Origin of the sequence: Enterococcus sp. DIV1208, from assembly GCF_050530455.1 — a bacterium.
Lineage (GTDB): Bacteria > Bacillota > Bacilli > Lactobacillales > Enterococcaceae > Enterococcus_B > Enterococcus_B hirae.
In genome coordinates, this window is record NZ_CP172887.1 from 720,534 (window position 1) to 738,817 (window position 18,284).

General features: G+C 38.0%; 20 protein-coding genes. 18 read left to right on the forward strand and 2 right to left on the reverse strand.

All coding sequences use genetic code 11. The features are described 5' to 3' along the window. Positions 1–84 precede the first annotated feature (84 nt). From IGK91_RS03355 to recN, 17 genes are all read left to right on the forward strand, one after another. Positions 85–2,898 carry a sigma 54-interacting transcriptional regulator gene (locus tag IGK91_RS03355; protein ID WP_181934213.1) on the forward strand — a complete coding sequence of 938 codons (2,814 nt, stop codon included), beginning with the start codon at positions 85–87 and terminating at the stop codon, positions 2,896–2,898. Positions 2,899–3,106: 208 nt separating this feature from the next. Further along, positions 3,107–3,598, forward strand: a complete 492-nt coding sequence (locus IGK91_RS03360) for a mannose/fructose/sorbose PTS transporter subunit IIB (protein ID WP_010738208.1) — start codon at positions 3,107–3,109, stop codon at positions 3,596–3,598. 98 nt (positions 3,599–3,696) lie between these two features. After that, positions 3,697–4,686: a mannose/fructose/sorbose PTS transporter subunit IIA gene (locus IGK91_RS03365; protein WP_010719802.1), complete on the forward strand. Its 990-nt coding sequence runs from the start codon at positions 3,697–3,699 to the stop codon at positions 4,684–4,686. 32 nt (positions 4,687–4,718) lie between these two features. Then, positions 4,719–5,522, forward strand: a complete 804-nt coding sequence (locus IGK91_RS03370) for a PTS mannose/fructose/sorbose transporter subunit IIC (protein WP_010719801.1) — start codon at positions 4,719–4,721, stop codon at positions 5,520–5,522. A 21-nt stretch (positions 5,523–5,543) separates the two neighbouring features. Then, on the forward strand, positions 5,544–6,458 hold the full coding sequence (locus IGK91_RS03375) for a PTS system mannose/fructose/sorbose family transporter subunit IID (RefSeq protein ID WP_010738207.1): 915 nt from the start codon (positions 5,544–5,546) through the stop codon (positions 6,456–6,458). Between the two features lie 116 nt (positions 6,459–6,574). Next, a complete protein-coding gene (locus IGK91_RS03380) occupies positions 6,575–6,949 on the forward strand; it encodes a DUF956 family protein (protein ID WP_010719799.1) in 375 nt (124 codons plus the stop codon). Between the two features lie 172 nt (positions 6,950–7,121). Next, positions 7,122–7,367 carry a GlsB/YeaQ/YmgE family stress response membrane protein gene (locus IGK91_RS03385; protein WP_010719798.1) on the forward strand — a complete coding sequence of 82 codons (246 nt, stop codon included), beginning with the start codon at positions 7,122–7,124 and terminating at the stop codon, positions 7,365–7,367. A 189-nt stretch (positions 7,368–7,556) separates the two neighbouring features. After that, positions 7,557–8,621, forward strand: a complete 1,065-nt coding sequence (locus IGK91_RS03390; protein WP_010719797.1) for a M24 family metallopeptidase — start codon at positions 7,557–7,559, stop codon at positions 8,619–8,621. A gap of 235 nt (positions 8,622–8,856) precedes the next feature. Further along, a complete protein-coding gene (locus IGK91_RS03395) occupies positions 8,857–9,282 on the forward strand; it encodes an Asp23/Gls24 family envelope stress response protein (RefSeq protein ID WP_010719796.1) in 426 nt (141 codons plus the stop codon). Beyond that, complete coding sequence (gene nusB, locus IGK91_RS03400; protein ID WP_081123045.1) at positions 9,275–9,724, forward strand: transcription antitermination factor NusB; 450 nt, start codon at positions 9,275–9,277, stop codon at positions 9,722–9,724. Before IGK91_RS03395 ends, nusB begins: the two co-directional genes overlap by 8 nt. A gap of 94 nt (positions 9,725–9,818) precedes the next feature. Further along, the gene (locus tag IGK91_RS03405) at positions 9,819–10,664 is read left to right on the forward strand and encodes a bifunctional methylenetetrahydrofolate dehydrogenase/methenyltetrahydrofolate cyclohydrolase (RefSeq protein WP_010738206.1); all 846 of its coding nucleotides are present in this window, start codon (positions 9,819–9,821) and stop codon (positions 10,662–10,664) included. Next, a complete protein-coding gene (gene xseA / locus IGK91_RS03410) occupies positions 10,665–12,005 on the forward strand; it encodes an exodeoxyribonuclease VII large subunit (RefSeq protein WP_181934214.1) in 1,341 nt (446 codons plus the stop codon). 5 nt (positions 12,006–12,010) lie between these two features. Further along, positions 12,011–12,235 (forward strand): exodeoxyribonuclease VII small subunit, encoded by a 225-nt coding sequence (locus IGK91_RS03415; protein WP_010719792.1) that lies wholly within the window; start codon positions 12,011–12,013, stop codon positions 12,233–12,235. Continuing rightward, entirely contained in the window at positions 12,235–13,119 is an 885-nt protein-coding gene (locus tag IGK91_RS03420) for a polyprenyl synthetase family protein (RefSeq protein WP_010719791.1), read from the forward strand. Before IGK91_RS03415 ends, IGK91_RS03420 begins: the two co-directional genes overlap by 1 nt. Positions 13,120–13,133: 14 nt before the next feature. Next, on the forward strand, positions 13,134–13,952 hold the full coding sequence (locus IGK91_RS03425) for a TlyA family RNA methyltransferase (RefSeq protein WP_010738204.1): 819 nt from the start codon (positions 13,134–13,136) through the stop codon (positions 13,950–13,952). Positions 13,953–14,051: 99 nt separating this feature from the next. Further along, positions 14,052–14,501: an arginine repressor gene (gene argR / locus IGK91_RS03430; RefSeq protein ID WP_010719789.1), complete on the forward strand. Its 450-nt coding sequence runs from the start codon at positions 14,052–14,054 to the stop codon at positions 14,499–14,501. 17 nt (positions 14,502–14,518) lie between these two features. Next, positions 14,519–16,198, forward strand: coding sequence for a DNA repair protein RecN (gene recN, locus IGK91_RS03435; RefSeq protein WP_010719788.1), 1,680 nt, complete (start codon positions 14,519–14,521; stop codon positions 16,196–16,198). A gap of 222 nt (positions 16,199–16,420) precedes the next feature. Here recN and IGK91_RS03440 read toward each other — a convergent pair whose 3' ends face one another. Further along, complete coding sequence (locus IGK91_RS03440) at positions 16,421–16,537, reverse strand: DUF4044 domain-containing protein (protein WP_010719787.1); 117 nt, start codon at positions 16,535–16,537, stop codon at positions 16,421–16,423. A 69-nt stretch (positions 16,538–16,606) separates the two neighbouring features. Next, positions 16,607–17,563 carry a magnesium transporter CorA family protein gene (locus tag IGK91_RS03445; protein WP_010738203.1) on the reverse strand — a complete coding sequence of 319 codons (957 nt, stop codon included), beginning with the start codon at positions 17,561–17,563 and terminating at the stop codon, positions 16,607–16,609. A 255-nt stretch (positions 17,564–17,818) separates the two neighbouring features. Between IGK91_RS03445 and IGK91_RS03450 the strand changes: the two genes are divergently transcribed. After that, the gene (locus tag IGK91_RS03450; protein ID WP_010719785.1) at positions 17,819–18,187 is read left to right on the forward strand and encodes a DUF3397 domain-containing protein; all 369 of its coding nucleotides are present in this window, start codon (positions 17,819–17,821) and stop codon (positions 18,185–18,187) included. Positions 18,188–18,284 lie beyond the last annotated feature (97 nt).

The following is an 18,284-nucleotide window of genomic DNA, read 5'->3' on the forward strand; positions in this document are numbered from 1 at the left end:
ATTTACTGTAAATAGTTGACGAAATGGAATTAAATTTATAGTATTATGTTTTGAAGCCAGTTAATGAAAAAGGGGCGAAACCAAATGGCGAAGCGCATTGATCGAATTTATACGTATGTCAAAGAAAAAACGGCTCATCTAAAACCGATTGAATATGATCAAGGGGTCACAACGAAAGAGATAGCTGAGGTTTTAGGAATCCAACGGACCAATAGTAGTAAAGATTTGAATCAGTTGGTACGTGAAGGAAAATTGTTGAAAACCGATGGACGACCTGTACGTTACATATATCAAAAAAATGTTGCCTATGAACAACCGACCGCCAAACATGTCATAAGCTATAAAGAAGAAAGAGTACCAGTAGAAAAAGCAAGGATTCAGATTGATACGAAAGATATTTTTGCTAAGATCATTGGCGCAAATGGGAGTATGAAAAACTCGGTTGAGCAAGCGAAAGCCGCCATTTTATATCCGCCGAGAGGTCTGAATTGTTTGATCACTGGACCAACTGGATCGGGGAAAACCTACTTTGCACATGCGATGTTTCATTTTGCCAAAGCCAATCACGTCATTAGTGAAGACAACGAGTTGATCGTCTTTAACTGTGCCGACTACGCTAATAACCCGGAATTATTGATGAGTCACTTGTTTGGGTATGTCAAAGGTGCTTTTACTGGAGCAGAAGAGGAAAAAACCGGAATCATTGACCAAGCAGATGGAGGAATGTTGTTCCTAGATGAAATTCACCGGTTACCACCTGAAGGGCAAGAAATGATCTTTTACTTCATGGATCATGGTACCTATAGTCGATTAGGAGAAACAACAAAATCTCATGAAGCAAATGTTCGGATCGTGGGAGCGACAACTGAGGACCCTGGTTCTTCTCTATTAGAGACATTTGTTCGAAGAATACCGATCAATATCAAGTTGCCATCTTTTGAAAAACGCCCTGCAAATGAAAAAATCGACCTGGTTAAAATTATGATCGCCCATGAAGCTAACCGTATCCAGCGGCAAATTTCGCTAACTGAAGATGTTGTTAAAGCGTTGATCGGTAGTGTAACCTATGGGAACATCGGTCAGTTAAAATCGAATATCCAATTGATTTGCGCTCGTGGTTTTTTAAATCATATCAATTCTCCTGAAATTTCGATTACGATCGATGATTTGACGGAAGGGATTAGAAGTGGATTGATCCAATTAGCAAGTAATCGAGTAGCGATGTCCGAACTATCGAAGCTATTGGAGCCCAAAATTACGGTGTACCCTAACGACACAATCATGAAGATTCAATCTGATTCTTATGAACTACCCTATAATCTTTATGACATTATTGGGGACAAAGCAGCGCTATTAAAGTCTGACGGATTAGATCAAGAAGCCATCAATCATTTTATTTCAACGGATATCAACATCCATTTGAAATCTTTTTACAAGGATCATGGATTCTCATTCAATGCCGATAATAAACTAGCTGAGTTTGTTGATCCTAAAATCATCGAAGTCACCAATCAAATATATATAATGGTAAAAAATGCCTTGCCATATGAGTTTCAGCAAAATTTTATCTACGCAATGAGTCTGCATATCAGTTCTTTTTTAAAAAGAATCAATATCGGTGAAGAGCGCCATACGAATGATAATATACGTGAAATGGCAATTGATTTTCCAGTGGAATATGAAGTAGCGAAAGAAGTTAGAAAGTATATTGAGGAGTATTTCCAAGTAACGATTCCAGATAGCGAAGATTACTATCTCACTGTCTTGCTTGTGTCGCTAAGGGCAAATCAAGCAAGCGGTCGTATTGGGGTAGTCGTGGCAGCACATGGTAATAGTACAGCAAGCAGCATGGTTCAAGTGGTCCAACAATTATTAGATGCAGACAATGTACGAGCGGTCGATATGCCATTGGATATGGATCCTAAAACGGCGCTTAGTCGGATCGAACGAATGGTGCAAGAGGTGGATGAAGGCAGTGGAACGATCTTATTAGTGGATATGGGTTCGCTTGCTTCATTTAATTCTCAGATTCAGCGAGATACAGGAATTCCTGTGCGGACAGTTGACATGGTGACGACCTCTTTGGTATTAGAGACGGTTCGCAAAGTTTCTGTGTTAGGTACGGATTTAGATATGTTATACGATTCCTTGAAAAATTTCCGTGGTTATGCAGAAATTTCGATGGAAAAAACACCTGAACCGACCGCACTCAGAAAAAAAGCCATCTTAGCTATTTGTGCATCTGGTGAAGGAACCGCACAACGAATCAAAGAATTGATCGAACGTTCTGTAAGTAAACGGCAAGATGTCGAGTTGACTGTTTTGGCACTCTCTGTTTTAGAATTGGAAAAAGAATTGCCTAAATTAATTGAAAATTACCAAGTCATTGCGACTACTGGAATTACAGATCCACAGATTGCTGCGCCGTTTATTCCATTGGAGCGGTTTATCGATCAAAATATCGAGTTGATTTTAGATCAATTATTGCTTGAGGCAGAATTAGATGAAACAGAAGAAGTGCCATTGAGTGAAGAAACTGCAAAACAGACTTGTGTGAAATTTATTGAACAAAATTTTACATTTATCAATGGAACCAAATTGATTGATCCTTTATGGAATTTTAGTGATCAAGTGTCTGAGAAGCTATCGATTGAGAATCATGGATATAGTTTTAAAATCAATTTAGTTTTACACACAGTGGGGATGATTGAACGGATTTTATTAAACGAGCCATTGAATGTTGAATCAGACGAACTGGAAAAAGCGATGGAAGATCCATTGTTTTCGTCTATCCAACAATTGTTATCCCCGTTGGAAAAGACCATCAGATTTGAAACACCTTCATCTGAAGTTTATTATTCATTAAAGCTGATTCGTAATGAATTGGCAAAAAAATGAATACACTAAATGAAAAATACACAAAAAAGATACACTGTTATTAGTGTATCTTTTTTGTGTATTGCTTCGAAACGCCTTAAAACCCTTTAGTGTATTGATAAAAAGTTGGCACGGTTCTTGCTTTTATATAAATGTGCCAATAGATGGTTATACACACAGAAAATGAGAGGGGTTTCTGTGAAGTAGTTTAACAAAAGGAGATTTGCTGATGGATATTCGGTTAGCGCGTATAGATGATCGTTTGATCCATGGACAAGTTGCAACGGTCTGGTCAAAATTGACCGGCGTGGAACGCATCATTGTTATTAGTGATTCAGTAGCCCAAGATAAATTGAGAAAGTTTCTTTTAAAAGAAGCTGCTCCACCGGGGATCATCGCAAATGTGATCACGGTGAAAAAAATGATTCAAGTTTATCAAAGCGGTTTACTAGCAACGACGAAAGTGATGCTTTTATTCACTAATCCTCAAGACGTTGAGAAAATTGTCTTAAGTGGTGTACAGCTGGATTCATTGAATATCGGTGGGATGAGTTTTTCTGAGGGGAAGACAATGATTACAAATTTTGTGTCAGTCGACCATAAAGATATTGCATCGTTCCAATTCTTGAATCAGCAAGGTGTAGAATTAGAAATTCGCAAAGTACCCGCAGATAGAAAGATCCTTTTGATGGAATTACTAGCAAAAGCCAAAAAGGCATAATATTGTTGTTGGAAAATGGTCAAATTCATCTGTTGTAATGGTTAGCAATTATTTTAATATTTGATTTGTTACAACAAAAAGAAGTAGGAGGTATAAATATGGTAGGGATTATCCTTGCAAGTCATGGACAATTTGCTGAAGGTATCTTGCAATCAGGTTCAATGATTTTTGGCGAACAAGAAAACGTCAAAGCAGTCATTTTAAAACCAAGCGAAGGTCCAGATGACTTGAGAGCCAAATTAGAAGAGGCTGTTGCTTCTTTTGATAATCAAGACGAAGTATTGTTCTTAGTTGATTTATGGGGCGGAACACCGTTCAATCAATCAAACACATTGTTTGAAGAACACAAAGACAAATGGGCAATTGTTAGTGGTTTGAACTTGCCTATGTTGATCGAAGCTTATGCGTCACGTTTTTCAATGGAATCTGCTCAAGAAATTGCAGCACATATCATTGAAACAGCAAAAGATGGTGTGAAAGTGAAGCCAGAAGAGCTTGAACCACAAGAAGCACCAAAAGCAGAAGTTTCTGATGGACAACCTAAAGGTGCATTACCTGAAGGAACAGTAGTTGGCGACGGTAAGATTAAATATGTTTTAGCACGTGTTGACTCACGTTTATTACATGGTCAAGTTGCTACTGCATGGACAAAAGCTGTTCAACCAAATCGGATCATCGTTGTTTCAGATGCTGTATCAAAAGATGATTTACGTAAGAAATTGATCGAACAAGCTGCTCCTCCAGGGGTTAAAGCAAACGTTATCCCAATTTCTAAAATGATCGAAGTTGCTAAAGATCCAAGATTTGGGAATACAAAAGCTTTGCTATTGTTTGAAAATCCTGAAGACGTGTTGACAGCTGTTGAAGGCGGCGTTGACATCCAAGAATTAAACGTAGGTTCAATGGCCCACTCAGTTGGGAAAGTTGTCGTAAGTAAAGTTTTATCAATGGGCCCTGAAGACGTAGAGGCGTTTGAAAAACTAGAAAGCAAAGGAGTTAAATTTGATGTACGTAAAGTACCAAATGACTCTCGCGACAATATGGACGAAATTCTTAAAAAAGCTAAGTCTGAATTATCTAAAGCATAATTCAAAAAACTAATATTTATAGGAGGCTTATCATGTCTATTATTTCAATGATTTTAGTCGTATTCGTTGCCTTTCTAGCAGGGATGGAAGGGATTCTGGATGAATTCCAATTTCATCAACCTCTAGTGGCATGTACATTAATAGGTTTAGTAACAGGTAACCTTGAAGCAGGTATCGTATTAGGTGGTACTCTTCAAATGATCGCTCTTGGCTGGGCAAATATCGGAGCTGCTGTAGCACCAGATGCTGCATTGGCATCAGTTGCATCTGCAATTATTTTAGTATTAGGTGGTCAAGGTGTTCGAGGCGTTCCATCAGCTATTGCTATCGCAGTACCACTTGCTGTTGCTGGTTTGTTCTTAACAATGATCGTACGTACAATCGCTGTTCCTATCGTTCACTTGATGGATGCTGCTGCTGAAGAAGGTAACATCCGCAAAGTTGAAATGTGGCACATCATTGCAGTATGTTTACAAGGTATCCGTATTGCAATTCCTGCTGGAGCATTATTATTCATCCCAGCTCAAACTGTTCAATCTTTCTTAGAATCAATGCCTGCATGGTTAACAGACGGTATGGCTATTGGTGGGGGAATGGTTGTTGCTGTAGGTTACGCATTAGTAATCAATATGATGGCAACTAAAGAAGTATGGCCATTCTTCGTTATCGGTTTTGTTGTAGCTGCAATTACTCAATTAACATTGATTGCCCTAGGTGCTTTAGGTGTTGCTTTAGCTCTTATCTACTTGAACCTTTCTAAAATGGGAGGCTCTTCAAATGGTGGCGGAGGAAGCAACTCAGGTGACCCTCTAGGCGACATTTTGAATGACTATTAATCTTGAAGGAGGAAAATAAAAATGGCAGAAGAAAAAATTACTTTATCTAAAAGAGACCGTTTAGCTGTTGCATGGCGTTCTACCTTCATTCAAGGTTCATGGAACTATGAACGTATGCAAAATGGTGGTTGGGCTTTCTCAATGATCCCAGCAATCAAAAAATTATACAAAACGAAAGAAGAGCGCACAGCAGCTCTTAAACGTCACTTAGAATTTTTCAACACACATCCATATATTGCTTCACCTATCTTGGGTGTTACGCTAGCATTAGAAGAAGAACGCGCAAATGGCGCTCCTGTTGACGATGTAGCGATCCAAGGGGTTAAAGTTGGTATGATGGGACCTCTTGCTGGTGTTGGTGACCCAGTATTCTGGTTTACTGTTCGTCCGATGTTAGGAGCTCTTGGTGCTTCTCTAGCAATGGGTGGTAATATTCTTGGACCAATCATCTTCTTCTTAGGTTGGAACATTATTCGTTGGTCATTCATGTGGTATACACAAGAATTTGGTTACAAAGCTGGTTCTAAAATCACAGATGATTTATCTGGTGGATTATTGCAAGACGTAACAAAAGGTGCATCTATCTTAGGGATGTTCGTATTAGCCGCCTTAGTACAGCGGTGGGTATCGATTAAATTCTTGCCAGTTGTATCAACTGTTAAGTTAGATAAAGGTGCTTACATTGAGTGGGATAAATTACCTGCTGGTGGCGAAGGAATCAAGAGTGCTTTTGAACAAGTAAACAGTGGTCTAGCACTTAGTCCTGAAAAAGTAACAACTTTACAAGATAACTTAGATCAATTGATCCCAGGGTTAGCTGCTTTAGCATTGACATTACTATGCATGTGGTTATTGAAGAAAAAAGTTTCTCCAATTGTCATTATCTTAGGTCTATTCGTTGTCGGTGTAGTTGGCCATGTTGTTGGTCTTTTATAATAAGAATCTAGCTCGGGCGTAGCCCCGAGCTTTTTTTATCAAAAAGTGGATGCTGCTTGAGATTTCAACATTGAAACGATAGTATACTAGATAGATAAAATAATAGGAGTGATTAAATGGTTCAATCAATCAATACAAAAGTTGATTTGGTAATTGATGCCACTGCGTTTACTGGTTTGACTGATTATGGGAAAATCATGATTGGAGACCGAGGATTCGAATTTTATCATGCAAGAGACACTCGGAAATTTGTTCAAATCCCTTGGGAAGAGATTGATTACGTCATCGCATCCGTTATGTTCAAAGGAAAATGGATTCCGCGCTATGCCATTCAAACAAAGAAAAATGGTACATATACATTTTCTTCTAAAGAACCCAAAAAAGTACTTCGCGCTATCAGAAAATACGTAGATCCTAGTCGTATGGTTCAATCCTTGAGCTTTTTTGATGTAGTGAAACGTGGTGTCAAAAGTATCTTCAAACGCAAGTAGAAAAACACGAATGGATGCTCTTCGCAGCATGTCATTCGTGTTTTGTTTTGTGTTTCGCTTTTTCTTTTGTGTGCGGTGTCATTATCTAGGTCAGCTTCAACGCTGGTTCAATCATTTGCTCCTAATAATTTTCCTATGCTAGAATGAAACTGTAAAGAAGGAGGTTATTAGTATGGGTTGGATATGGACTTTAATCGTTGGTGCAGTCATCGGAGCCATTGCTGGAGCAATTACCAGTAAAGGAAATTCTATGGGTTGTATCACAAATATCATTGCTGGATTGATTGGTTCAAGTATCGGTCAAGCAATTTTTGGTAACTGGGGACCACATGCAGCTGGTATGGCACTTATTCCATCAATTTTAGGCGCAGTTATTTTAGTGGCAGTTGTTTCATTCTTTTTTGGGAAACGATCATAATCAAATAGATTAACGCTTAGCCAATAGTTTTGCAGATAGAAGTAAATAGTTAAGGCAGATCTGAAACTGATTTGTCTTAACTATTTTTGTTTTACTAAGTTTATTAAGAAAATTTGTTTTATCTGCTGTGTCAGAAAGAAAATTTGCTATAATAGAAAAAAGAGAGCAAAGAAAGAAGGAATTTCATTTATGATGCTACGAGTAGAAAAATTGCGTAAAAAGATGCAAGAAGAAAATTTAGATTCATTTTTGATCACTAGTCCATACAATCTTCGTTATTTGACTAATTTTACTGGTACGACAGGCTTAGCGGTCATCACATTGGAAAAAGCCTTTTTTATTACTGACTTTCGTTATACCGAGCAAGCAGCAGCTCAAGCTCAAGGATTTGAGATCATCAAAAATGTAGGACCGATTTTTGAAGAAGTAGCTGACTTAGTTCAAAAAGAAGGACTACGTGAACTTGGTTTTGAAGAAACAACTGTTTCCTTCTTAGAATATTCGGTATTAGAAGAGATCATTGATGCGCAACTGATTCCTATTTCGGGCATGATTGAAGAACTTCGAGAAATCAAAGACGAAGAAGAAATTGCGATTATTGAAAAAGCTTGTAGTATTGCAGATTTGGCATATGACCATATTCTCAAGATGATTCAACCGGGAATGACAGAGATCGAAGTTGCCAACCAATTAGATTTTTATATGCGTTCACTTGGAGCGTCAGGTGTTTCTTTTGAAACAATCGTTGCTAGTGGTTTACGCTCAGCTATGCCACATGGAGTTGCTAGCAAAAAAATCATTGAACAAGGCGATTTGATCACAATAGATTTTGGATGCTACTATGAAGGTTATGTTTCTGATATGACACGAACATTTGCGATTGGTGACCCAGGAGAACAATTAAAAGAAATTTATCAAATCGTTCTTGAAGCCCAACTAGCAGTTCTGGAAGTAGCTAAACCAGGAGTTACCGGTAAGCAACTAGATGCTGTAGCTAGAGATTACATTACGAAACATGGTTATGGCGAAGCTTTTGGACACTCAACAGGACATGGAATTGGCTTAGAGATCCATGAAGGACCCAATGTTTCAGTTCGAGCTGAGAAACAATTTGTTCCAGGAAATATTATTACCGACGAACCAGGCATTTACTTACCAGGTATCGGTGGCGTTAGAATCGAAGATGATTTATTGATTACTTCTGATGGAAATCGCGTGTTGACGCATTCACCAAAAGAGTTGATTATTTTATGATGAGCGTAGCCTAAAGCATCATTCACTCAGACTTTGTTATAGAAAATCACTTGATTTAATGATACACTATAGAAGACAGCAAGCTTTGAAAACAAAGCGTAATTTGTTTGAGAAAAAGACTCTCAAATAGGCAAGTGAACAGTTTACCTTTATACGTTTCGAATGAAGAATAAGTGAAAGAACGGTTCATTCGTAGGCAACAATCTGTGTAGAGGCAAAAGGAGGAATAGATAAAATGGCAGAGGACAAAAATTTAGTTTTGAATGCGACTCAAGAGCTTGGTGAAATTGTCATTGCGCCAGAAGTCATTGAAGTGATTATTGGTATCGCTGCTTCAAAAGTAGAAGGCGTTTATGGGATGCGTGGAACATTTGCCAGCAACGTAACGGAATTATTAGGGCGTGCAGCGCATGGTAAAGGTGTCTATTTAGTAAATGATGAAGATGGGTTAAAAGTAGATCTTTATTGCTATTTAGAATATGGGGTTTCTGTTCCCAGAGTAGCGATGGAAATGCAAGAACGCGTGAATCAGCAAGTTCTTTTCATGACAGACATTGCTTTAGCAGAAGTCAATGTTCATGTGGTAGCAGTCGTACCGGAAAAACTAGAACAACCAGCAATTGAAGAACTTTTTGAAGACGAAGAGGAAGAAAATGAATAAAGAATTATCAAGACACGAAATTCGTGAAATGGCTTTACAAGCATTATTTCCATTAGATTTTAATGCTGATTTGACCAAAGAAGACGCAATTTTCCATGCAATTGAGTTGGATCACAAAGAAATGATCAATGAAGAGGAGTCAGAGTTTGTTCCTGTTTATTTAGATACATTGGTTGGCGGTGTGTGTGCGAAAAAAGGCGAATTAGACCAAACCATTGAGAAGCACCTCAAAGGAAACTGGCGCATCAATCGTATCTCTAAGATGGATTTGATCATCTTGCGTATCGCCATCTTTGAAATGAAGTACATTGAAGATGTACCATTTGCAGTCGCATTGAATGAAGCCATTGAATTAGCCAAAACTTTTAGTGATGATCAATCACGTAAGTTTGTCAACGGTGTATTATCTAATGTTTTAAAAGAGATTGAAGCTGGGGCATAGTCCCAGCTTTTTTCTATGAAAACAAGGAAACAGGTTCTAAAAGCTTGTTTATCTATGGTAGAATGAAAGCACAAAAAAATCTGGGAGTGATCGTATGGCAGAATTGATTAATGGAAAAGAACTAGCTGAAAAAATGCAAGCAGAGATTGCGATAAAAGTGAGCGAATTAAAAACAAAATCGATCTCCCCCGGATTGGTCGTTTTATTAGTAGGAGAAAATCCAGCCAGTCAGGTTTATGTACGTAATAAAGAACGTTCCGCAAAATCAATCGGGATCCATTCAAAAGTTGAACGTTACCCAAGCACGATCTCTGAAGAAACGTTGTTAGCTGAAATCGAAAAATATAATCAAGACCCAAATTTTCACGGGATTCTTGTTCAGTTGCCATTGCCAAAACACATTGATGAAGAAAAAGTCTTATTAGCAATTGATCCTAAAAAAGATGTAGATGGTTTTCATCCAATGAATTTAGGACGATTATTAGCTGGTAACCCCGATAAGATTCCTTGTACGCCATATGGCATCATGAAAATGTTCGCAGCTTATGATATCAATTTGGCAGGGAAGCGGGCGCTGGTGATCGGACGTAGCAATATTGTAGGGAAACCAATGGCACAATTATTATTGATGGCAGATGCTACAGTAACGATTGCTCATTCAAAAACGGCTAACCTTGCTGAACTTGCAAAAGAAGCTGATATTTTAGTCGTAGCGATTGGGCGAGGCCATTTTGTTACTAAGGAATTTATCAAACCAGGCGCAGTGGTGATCGATGTTGGTATGAATCGTGATGAGCATGGGAAATTGATCGGTGATGTAAAATTTGATGAAGTAGAACCTTTAGCAAGCTATATCACTCCAGTGCCTAAAGGAGTAGGACCTATGACGATTACGATGCTGATGTATCAAACCGTGCTGGCTGCTGAAGCAGGTGAGTAGATGACACAAGAATATTTAACAGTAACCACATTAACCAAGTATTTAAAAAGGAAATTTGATGTAGACCCTTATCTTGAAAGGGTCTATTTAACAGGTGAAATCTCGAATTTTCGTTTGAGAGCAAATGCACATCAATATTTTAGTTTAAAAGATGACCATGCAAAAATCTCAGCAATCATGTTCAAAGGTGCATTTCAAAAATTACGTTTTCAACCTAAAGAAGGGATGAAAGTATTAGTTGTCGGACGGATCTCTCTTTATGAAGCTTCTGGTTCTTATCAGATTTACGTTGAACACATGGAACCTGATGGTGTAGGAGCGCTATATCAAGAATTAGAAGAACGAAAAGAAAAATTGCGAAAAGAAGGTCTTTTTAAGCCGGAACATAAGCAAGCTCTTCCACGTTTTCCAAAAAGAATTGCAGTTTTGACCAGTCCAAGTGGTGCAGTTATCCGAGATATCATCACAACTGTCAAAAGACGTTACCCCATCGCCCAACTCGTCCTATTCCCAACGGTGGTGCAAGGAAATCAAGCAGCTGACAATATCGTTGAAAATATCCGTCGTGTTGAAGAACTGGGAGATTTCGACACGATGATCATTGGACGTGGCGGCGGATCGATTGAAGACTTGTGGCCATTTAATGAAGAAAGAGTAGCACGTGCCATTTTTGAGGCACGAACACCTGTGATTTCTTCAGTTGGGCATGAGACGGATACTACTATTGCTGATTTAGCAGCAGATGTACGAGCAGCCACACCGACGGCGGCAGCTGAATTAGCTGTTCCTGTTTTATCTGAAGTATTGTTGAAGCTGAAAGAACGGCAAGCAAGGCTTGAACAGGCCTTTTTGCGTCAAATTCAACGCAAACAAGAACGTTTTGAACGAGCAAAACAATCATATGTTTTCCGTCAACCGGAACGTCTGTATGAAGGACAAACAATTAAGCTTGATCAGTTCAAACAGCGCTTGTTCCAAGCGACACAACAAATTTATCATTTGAAAGAAAAACAAACGGTTCGCTTGAACCATCAGTTGGCACAAGTTGCACCGACTTATCGAGTGAAATCTGCCAAGCAAGAAACAGACTACTTAGAGAAGCGGTTAGCTGAAAAAATGGAACAATATATGCAGAGCCAGCAGCAACGTTTCCAACAAGCGATTCAATCATTAGATTTGCTTAGTCCGTTGAAAATCATGGGGCGAGGATACAATTACACAACAATCGAAGGTCGTGTCGTGAAAAGTGTGACAGAGATGAAGCCAGAGGATACGATCACGATCCATTACCAAGACGGACAAGTAATGGCTACGGTACAAGAAGTAGAAGAAGGAGAATGATCAATATGGAAAATCCGACATTTGAGGAATCATTACAAGAATTAGAAAAAATTGTCATGGAATTAGAACAAGGTGATGTACCTTTAGAATCTGCTTTAGATGCTTTTAAACGAGGAATGGAATTAAGTAAGCATTGCCAAGATACTTTAACTAAAGCTGAAAAAACTTTGACGAAAATGATGTCAGAGGCAAATGAAGAAGTTACTTTTGAAGGAAATGAGGAAGCATAATGAAGTTGGCTGATTTTTCAACGATCCATCTATCTTCTGTAGAAGAAGAAATTGTTTCTTTTCTAAATGACTACACTTCTGATGAACAGTTGAAAGAAAGTATGCTTTATTCCGTTCGCGCTGGAGGCAAACGGATTCGTCCTTTGCTTTTACTTAGTACAGTAGCTGCGTTTGGCGAATCGATCAATACAACAACTTATCAAGTAGCAGCTGCTTTGGAAATGATCCACACGTATTCGTTGATTCACGATGATCTTCCGGCAATGGACAATGATGATCTACGCCGCGGGAAACCAACAAACCATAAAGTCTACGGGGAAGCACTGGCTATTTTAGCAGGAGATGGGTTATTGACAGGTGCCTTTCAACTCATCAGTATGGCTCATTTAGCAAACTCACCAAAACTTTTACTGCTGCAACAATTAGCAATCAATGCGGGAACCCAAGGGATGGTTGCTGGTCAAGCAGCGGATATCGAGGGAGAAACAAAACAATTAACATTAGAGGAATTAATGTTTATCCACGAAAGAAAAACTGGTCGCTTGATGCACTACGCTTTATTAGCGGGAGGAGTATTAGCAAACCAACCGGAGGAAGTTTTAGCTAGCCTACAAAAATTAGCCAGTCATCTAGGCCTTGCTTTTCAAATTCGTGATGATCTGCTCGATGTGGTTAGCACGACTGAAGTATTAGGTAAAACAGCTGGTAAAGATGCTAAAATGGAAAAAACGACTTATCCAGGTTTATTAGGTATCGAAGAAACAAAAAGCGCACTTGAAAATGAGATTGATGCGGCGAATCGAATGATTGATCAGTTAGAACAAACGGTATGTTCATTCGATGGACAACTTTTACGTCAATTAGTTCAGCAATTCAGTGTATAGAAATGGAGAAAAAAATGGAAAAAGAACGCGTAGACGTTTTAGCAGTCAAACAAGGCTTGTTTGAAACGAGAGAGCAAGCCAAACGTTCAGTTATGGCTGGTTTGATCTATAACGAAAAAAATGAACGTTTCGATAAGCCAGGGGAAAAAATCCCTGTAAGTAGTGAATTACAGATCAAAGGCAAAAAATTACCTTATGTTTCTCGTGGAGGATTGAAATTAGAAAAGGCACTAAAGGTCTTTGATTTATCTGTAGAAGGTAAAATATTATTGGATATTGGAGCATCAACGGGTGGTTTTACCGATGCGGCTTTACAAAATGGTGCAAAAATGAGTTATGCTCTGGATGTTGGGTATAATCAATTAGCTTGGAAAATCAGACAAGATGAACGAGTTGTAGTAATGGAAAGAGCGAATTTTCGTTATGCCAAACCAGAAGATTTTCAAGAAGGAACCCCAGAGATTGCCGTCATCGATGTATCATTCATTTCTTTACGTTTGATGTTAGTACCATTACACGAAATTTTAGTTGACGGTGGCGAAGTGATTGCTTTGATCAAACCACAATTTGAAGCGGGGAAAGAAGCAGTTGGCAAGAATGGGATCGTTCGTGACCCTCAAACGCATGTACAAGTGATTGAGGATATTTTACACTTTGCTGCGATGCATGGGTATGATGTATTAGATTTAAGTTATTCGCCAATAACCGGTGGAGAAGGGAACATTGAATTTTTAGCCCATTTGAAAAAAGTTTCTGATCAAGGAACGTTATCACCAGATGTGGCACCCGAAAAGATCGTCCAAGAAGCCCACAACCAGTTTAACCACAAATAATGACGGGCAAGCAATAAAGAAGACAGCGGATTCTTCTTTATTAAGCGTTTGAATTGAGCTATCATAGTAAGGAAGAATACGTAAAGGAGCGAAGAACGTATGCGAAAAAAAGATCGGCATCGTTTGATTACCCGGCTACTAAATGAAAATGATATCAGAAAACAAGAAGAATTTGTGGAGATCCTGAAAAACAAAGGGATTTCAGTGACGCAGGCAACGATTTCCAGAGATATCAAAGAACTCAAACTCATCAAAGTTCCTGCAGCTGATGGAGGTTATCGCTATAGTCTTCCTGCAGAAACTACTGAAGACGTTAGTACAAAATTAGAAAAGTTATTGAAAGATGCATTTGTGGCTGTTGATCAAATGGAAAAATTTGTCATTTTAAAAACTTTACCAGGCAACGCTTCTGCTGCGGCTAATTTAATTGATAAACGATATAAAAAAGAATTGTTTTCCATCATTAATGATGACGATAATGTGTTGATGATCACACGAACAGAAGAAGATGCAGTTGCATTGAAAATGGATTTTTTACATTACCTTTGAGTTGAGGAGTGGTTGCTTTGTTACAAGAGATCAGTATTACTAATTTTGCGATTATTCCGGAATTGCATTTGTCTTTCCATAAAGGAATGACAGCTCTAACTGGCGAGACCGGGGCAGGTAAATCGATTATCATTGATGCCCTTGGATTACTGGCTGGTGGTAGAGGCTCCAGTGATTATATTCGCCAAGGAGCCGATAAGTGTATCTTAGAAGGGTTGTTTGAATGGCCAAGTCAAGAAGGATTTACTGAATTGATGGAAGAACTGGGCATCGAATCAGATGGTGATAACTTGATTGTTCGTCGTGATATGGCATTAACGGGTAAAAATGTCTGCCGAGTCAATGGACATATTGTTACGCTGGCAAACCTTAGAAGGATCGGAAGTTATCTAGTTGATATTCAAGGACAAAATGAACACCAGGAGCTATTACAACCAGAAGCCCATTTAAATTTATTGGATCGTTTTGGTGATCGTACTTTTCAACAACAAAAGAAAAAATATCAAAAAGAGTATGCTATCTATCGTGAGCTCGAACGAAAAATGCGGAAAGTCCAACAAAATGAAAAATCATTTGTTCAACGGATCGACATGCTTCATTTTCAACAAGAAGAAATCGCAGCAGCTGATTTACAAGTTGGCGAAGAGGAACAGTTAAGCGAGGAAAGAGAAAAATTAAGCAATTATCAAAAGATCGTGGATAGTTTTGCTAGTGGTTATAGTGCATTGAGTGCGGGAGAACCCAGTAGTGTGGATAACGTTGGTTTAGCTGTTTCTGAACTACAAAGCATTGCTCATCTAGATAATGAATATGAAGCAATCGTTGAGAATGTTCAAAGTGCTTATTATTTACTTCAAGATGCCATTGGTGACATGAGTCGCCAAATCGATCTGTTGGAATTGGATGAAAACCGATTAGAAGAAGTCAATCAACGGCTTGAATTGATTCGTCAGTTGAAACGCAAATATGGGGAGTCAGTGGAAGCAATCCTTGATTATTACGAAGAAATCACTAAAGAACTGGATTCTTCTGATTTCTCAGAAGGTCAACTAGAAAAAATGCAACTGGAATTAACTAAAAAAGAAACGTTCTTGCAAGAACAAGCATTAGCACTGCATAAAACAAGAAAAAAAATTGCTAAAGAACTAGAAAAATCAATCTTAACGGAATTAAAAAGTCTATATATGGAAAACACTGAGTTTGAAGTCCGTTTTTCATCTGAAAAAAATGGACAATTAGATGCTAATGGATTGGACCAAGTGGAATTTTACATAACCACAAATCCTGGAGAACCATTGAAGCCATTAGTAAAAGTTGCCTCGGGTGGGGAACTATCACGTATGTTGTTGGCGTTAAAAACTATTTTTTCTTCAGAACAAGGTGTGACTAGTATCATTTTTGATGAAGTGGATACAGGAGTAAGCGGCCGAGTTGCCCAAGCGATTGCAGATAAGATCTCACAGATCTCATGTCACTCACAAGTTTTGTGTATCACCCATTTACCGCAAGTCGCTGCAGTTGCCGATTTTCAATACTATATTCAAAAAGAAGTCATTGATGGGCGTACCCAAACATCGGTTACCGAACTACAACCCACACAACGAGAAACCGAAATTGCCCGAATGTTAGCTGGAAGTGAAATTACCCCATTAACAGTCGAGCATGCCAAAGAATTATTACGCTTAGCAAGTAAATAGAAAAATAGGTAGAAGCCTGAGCAGTCTAAGAGAAGAGGATATCTTAGAATGAACAGTTATTTGACTCAGAGATGCTACTTGTATGGCAGCAACTAAAACGACACTTGGCTTTCTTATAAAAAACGAACCATTAGCAAGCGAACATTCTTTCCTAGCAAGGTAAAAAACAAGTCCCGCACTTCTTTTTGGGAAGTGCGGGACTTGTTGGTTTTTAAGCCATTCTTACATGACACTCATAACTGCAGTCAAGACAACTGAACCAATCGTTAAGATCAACATGGTCCAAACAACGAATTTAGTGATTTTTGAAAAAGTACTTGTTTGTTTATTCTCGCGCATAATTTTTACCTCGAAATTTTTTAGTTGTCTTTAGTTTAACTCCTTTTACTTTTCTTCACAAGGGGACGGTTACAAAAACTTTCCCTTTTTTAAATAATAAGCAGTAGCGATACTGATAAAAATCATCAGTAGAATAATCCATAAAAACGCATCGTCCCTTCCTGCAATAGGAAGCTTGATATTCATTCCATATAGACTACCAATGATGGTCGGGATCGTTAAGATGATCGTTAGAGAAGTTAAAATTTTCATAATATTATTTAGATTATTAGAAACAATCGCTGAAAAGGTTTGATTCATTTGTTCAACTAGTTTTAATTGAATTCGAGCGGTAGTGCGTGATTGTTCGGTTTCAATAATCACATCATGGAGATGATTTTTTAAAGCGTGGTTTTCTTGAATCGTTTTGTTTTTTACTAAGGTTTTTAAAGTGGTCAAGTTAGCCGTGGTTGCTTCTTTGAAATAAACCAAGCTTTTTTGGATATCCATGATTTGATACAGTTGACTATTTTCTGTTGAGACACGCAATTGTTTTTCCAAAACATCGCATTGCGATTGTAAGGTGCTGAGATAAGTATTGTAGGAAAAAGTAATTTGCCACAATAATTGCATGAAGATATTTAAGTTGGCTGGTAAATCATTTTCAGCAAAAGCTTGACTAAATACTTTTTTCAAAAAGAGTGGTTCATGATTCGTAATTGTGATAAGCTTTTTTTTAGGTGTCACAATAATAGAAAAAGGGTAAGTATCTACTTGAAAATAGCCGCTTGGGCTTGTTTTTGGAAACGGGTATTGCAATAATAATAACGCTGGTTTTGTTAATTTGGTCTGATTAAATTCTTCTTCTCGTGAATTTTCAGCATCGTCTAAAATAGAAGTAATGTAATCAGACGGAATTTGAAATTGGTGTGTGATTTGTTGGATTTCATCTTCACTTGGACGTTCGACGCAATACCAAATCGTATCTGCTGTTTCTTTTTGAGTATTGACCAATTGTCGATCCTCGATAGAAAAATACTTGATCATTTTTGAACCTCCTAATACGCTCTTTCATCTATTATAACGAATATCAGAATAGAACACAGTGAAAGAGCTTGGAAAATGGGATTTGCTAGGAACAGGAAAAAGGTAGTATTAAAGGAGTGGACTCATACAATTTGGATTAGATTTTTATCTAAGAAGTAAAAATAGTAGAAAACTTTATAAATTTAAAATAAATGAAATAGTTGTGTAAAATACATCAGGTATACTTGAACCAACTATGAAAGGGAGTTTTGTTAGATGGGCACTTTTACGCCACTTGTTTTATTTTGGTATATCTTTCCAGCCATCGTGTTGTTTGGCTGTAATTTTTTAGTGAAAATTTTTTCATTAGATCGTCGTTTTAAAATCAAAGCGCCTGATCTTGCCGTTCCTTTTTTATGGGGAGGGATGCATGCATTGTCACGCAATTCTGCGACAGTTTCCTTCCTTCCTTTCTTTATGATTTCACTTTTGTTGATGGCGATTTGTATCGCTGTATTCCAGGCGTATTACTATGATGAAATTATCTATTCACGTTATCTTAAAATGACTTGGCGTCTTGCTTTCTTGTTAACAAGTGGTTTTTATGTCGTTTTAATCGTCTTAAATCTTCTCTCGTATCTTTGATAAAAAGCCAATCAAGCTGTAAAAAGACTTTTTAAAGACTTTTTACAGCTTGATTCTTAAAATTTTTTTTACTAATAAAAAAGTTATTCTCTGATTT

What these genes read in the sequence shown, in the direction of transcription:
- IGK91_RS03355 (WP_181934213.1), top strand. Translation starts at nt 85, where the DNA reads ATGGCGAAGCGCATTGATCGAATTTATACGTATGTCAAAGAAAAAACG.
- IGK91_RS03360 (WP_010738208.1), top strand. Translation starts at nt 3,107, where the DNA reads ATGGATATTCGGTTAGCGCGTATAGATGATCGTTTGATCCATGGACAA.
- IGK91_RS03365 (WP_010719802.1), top strand. Translation starts at nt 3,697, where the DNA reads ATGGTAGGGATTATCCTTGCAAGTCATGGACAATTTGCTGAAGGTATC.
- IGK91_RS03370 (WP_010719801.1), top strand. Translation starts at nt 4,719, where the DNA reads ATGTCTATTATTTCAATGATTTTAGTCGTATTCGTTGCCTTTCTAGCA.
- IGK91_RS03375 (WP_010738207.1), top strand. Translation starts at nt 5,544, where the DNA reads ATGGCAGAAGAAAAAATTACTTTATCTAAAAGAGACCGTTTAGCTGTT.
- IGK91_RS03380 (WP_010719799.1), top strand. Translation starts at nt 6,575, where the DNA reads ATGGTTCAATCAATCAATACAAAAGTTGATTTGGTAATTGATGCCACT.
- IGK91_RS03385 (WP_010719798.1), top strand. Translation starts at nt 7,122, where the DNA reads ATGGGTTGGATATGGACTTTAATCGTTGGTGCAGTCATCGGAGCCATT.
- IGK91_RS03390 (WP_010719797.1), top strand. Translation starts at nt 7,557, where the DNA reads ATGATGCTACGAGTAGAAAAATTGCGTAAAAAGATGCAAGAAGAAAAT.
- IGK91_RS03395 (WP_010719796.1), top strand. Translation starts at nt 8,857, where the DNA reads ATGGCAGAGGACAAAAATTTAGTTTTGAATGCGACTCAAGAGCTTGGT.
- nusB (WP_081123045.1), top strand. Translation starts at nt 9,275, where the DNA reads ATGAATAAAGAATTATCAAGACACGAAATTCGTGAAATGGCTTTACAA.
- IGK91_RS03405 (WP_010738206.1), top strand. Translation starts at nt 9,819, where the DNA reads ATGGCAGAATTGATTAATGGAAAAGAACTAGCTGAAAAAATGCAAGCA.
- xseA (WP_181934214.1), top strand. Translation starts at nt 10,665, where the DNA reads ATGACACAAGAATATTTAACAGTAACCACATTAACCAAGTATTTAAAA.
- IGK91_RS03415 (WP_010719792.1), top strand. Translation starts at nt 12,011, where the DNA reads ATGGAAAATCCGACATTTGAGGAATCATTACAAGAATTAGAAAAAATT.
- IGK91_RS03420 (WP_010719791.1), top strand. Translation starts at nt 12,235, where the DNA reads ATGAAGTTGGCTGATTTTTCAACGATCCATCTATCTTCTGTAGAAGAA.
- IGK91_RS03425 (WP_010738204.1), top strand. Translation starts at nt 13,134, where the DNA reads ATGGAAAAAGAACGCGTAGACGTTTTAGCAGTCAAACAAGGCTTGTTT.
- argR (WP_010719789.1), top strand. Translation starts at nt 14,052, where the DNA reads ATGCGAAAAAAAGATCGGCATCGTTTGATTACCCGGCTACTAAATGAA.
- IGK91_RS03440 (WP_010719787.1), bottom strand. Translation starts at nt 16,537, where the DNA reads ATGCGCGAGAATAAACAAACAAGTACTTTTTCAAAAATCACTAAATTC.
- IGK91_RS03445 (WP_010738203.1), bottom strand. Translation starts at nt 17,563, where the DNA reads ATGATCAAGTATTTTTCTATCGAGGATCGACAATTGGTCAATACTCAA.
- IGK91_RS03450 (WP_010719785.1), top strand. Translation starts at nt 17,819, where the DNA reads ATGGGCACTTTTACGCCACTTGTTTTATTTTGGTATATCTTTCCAGCC.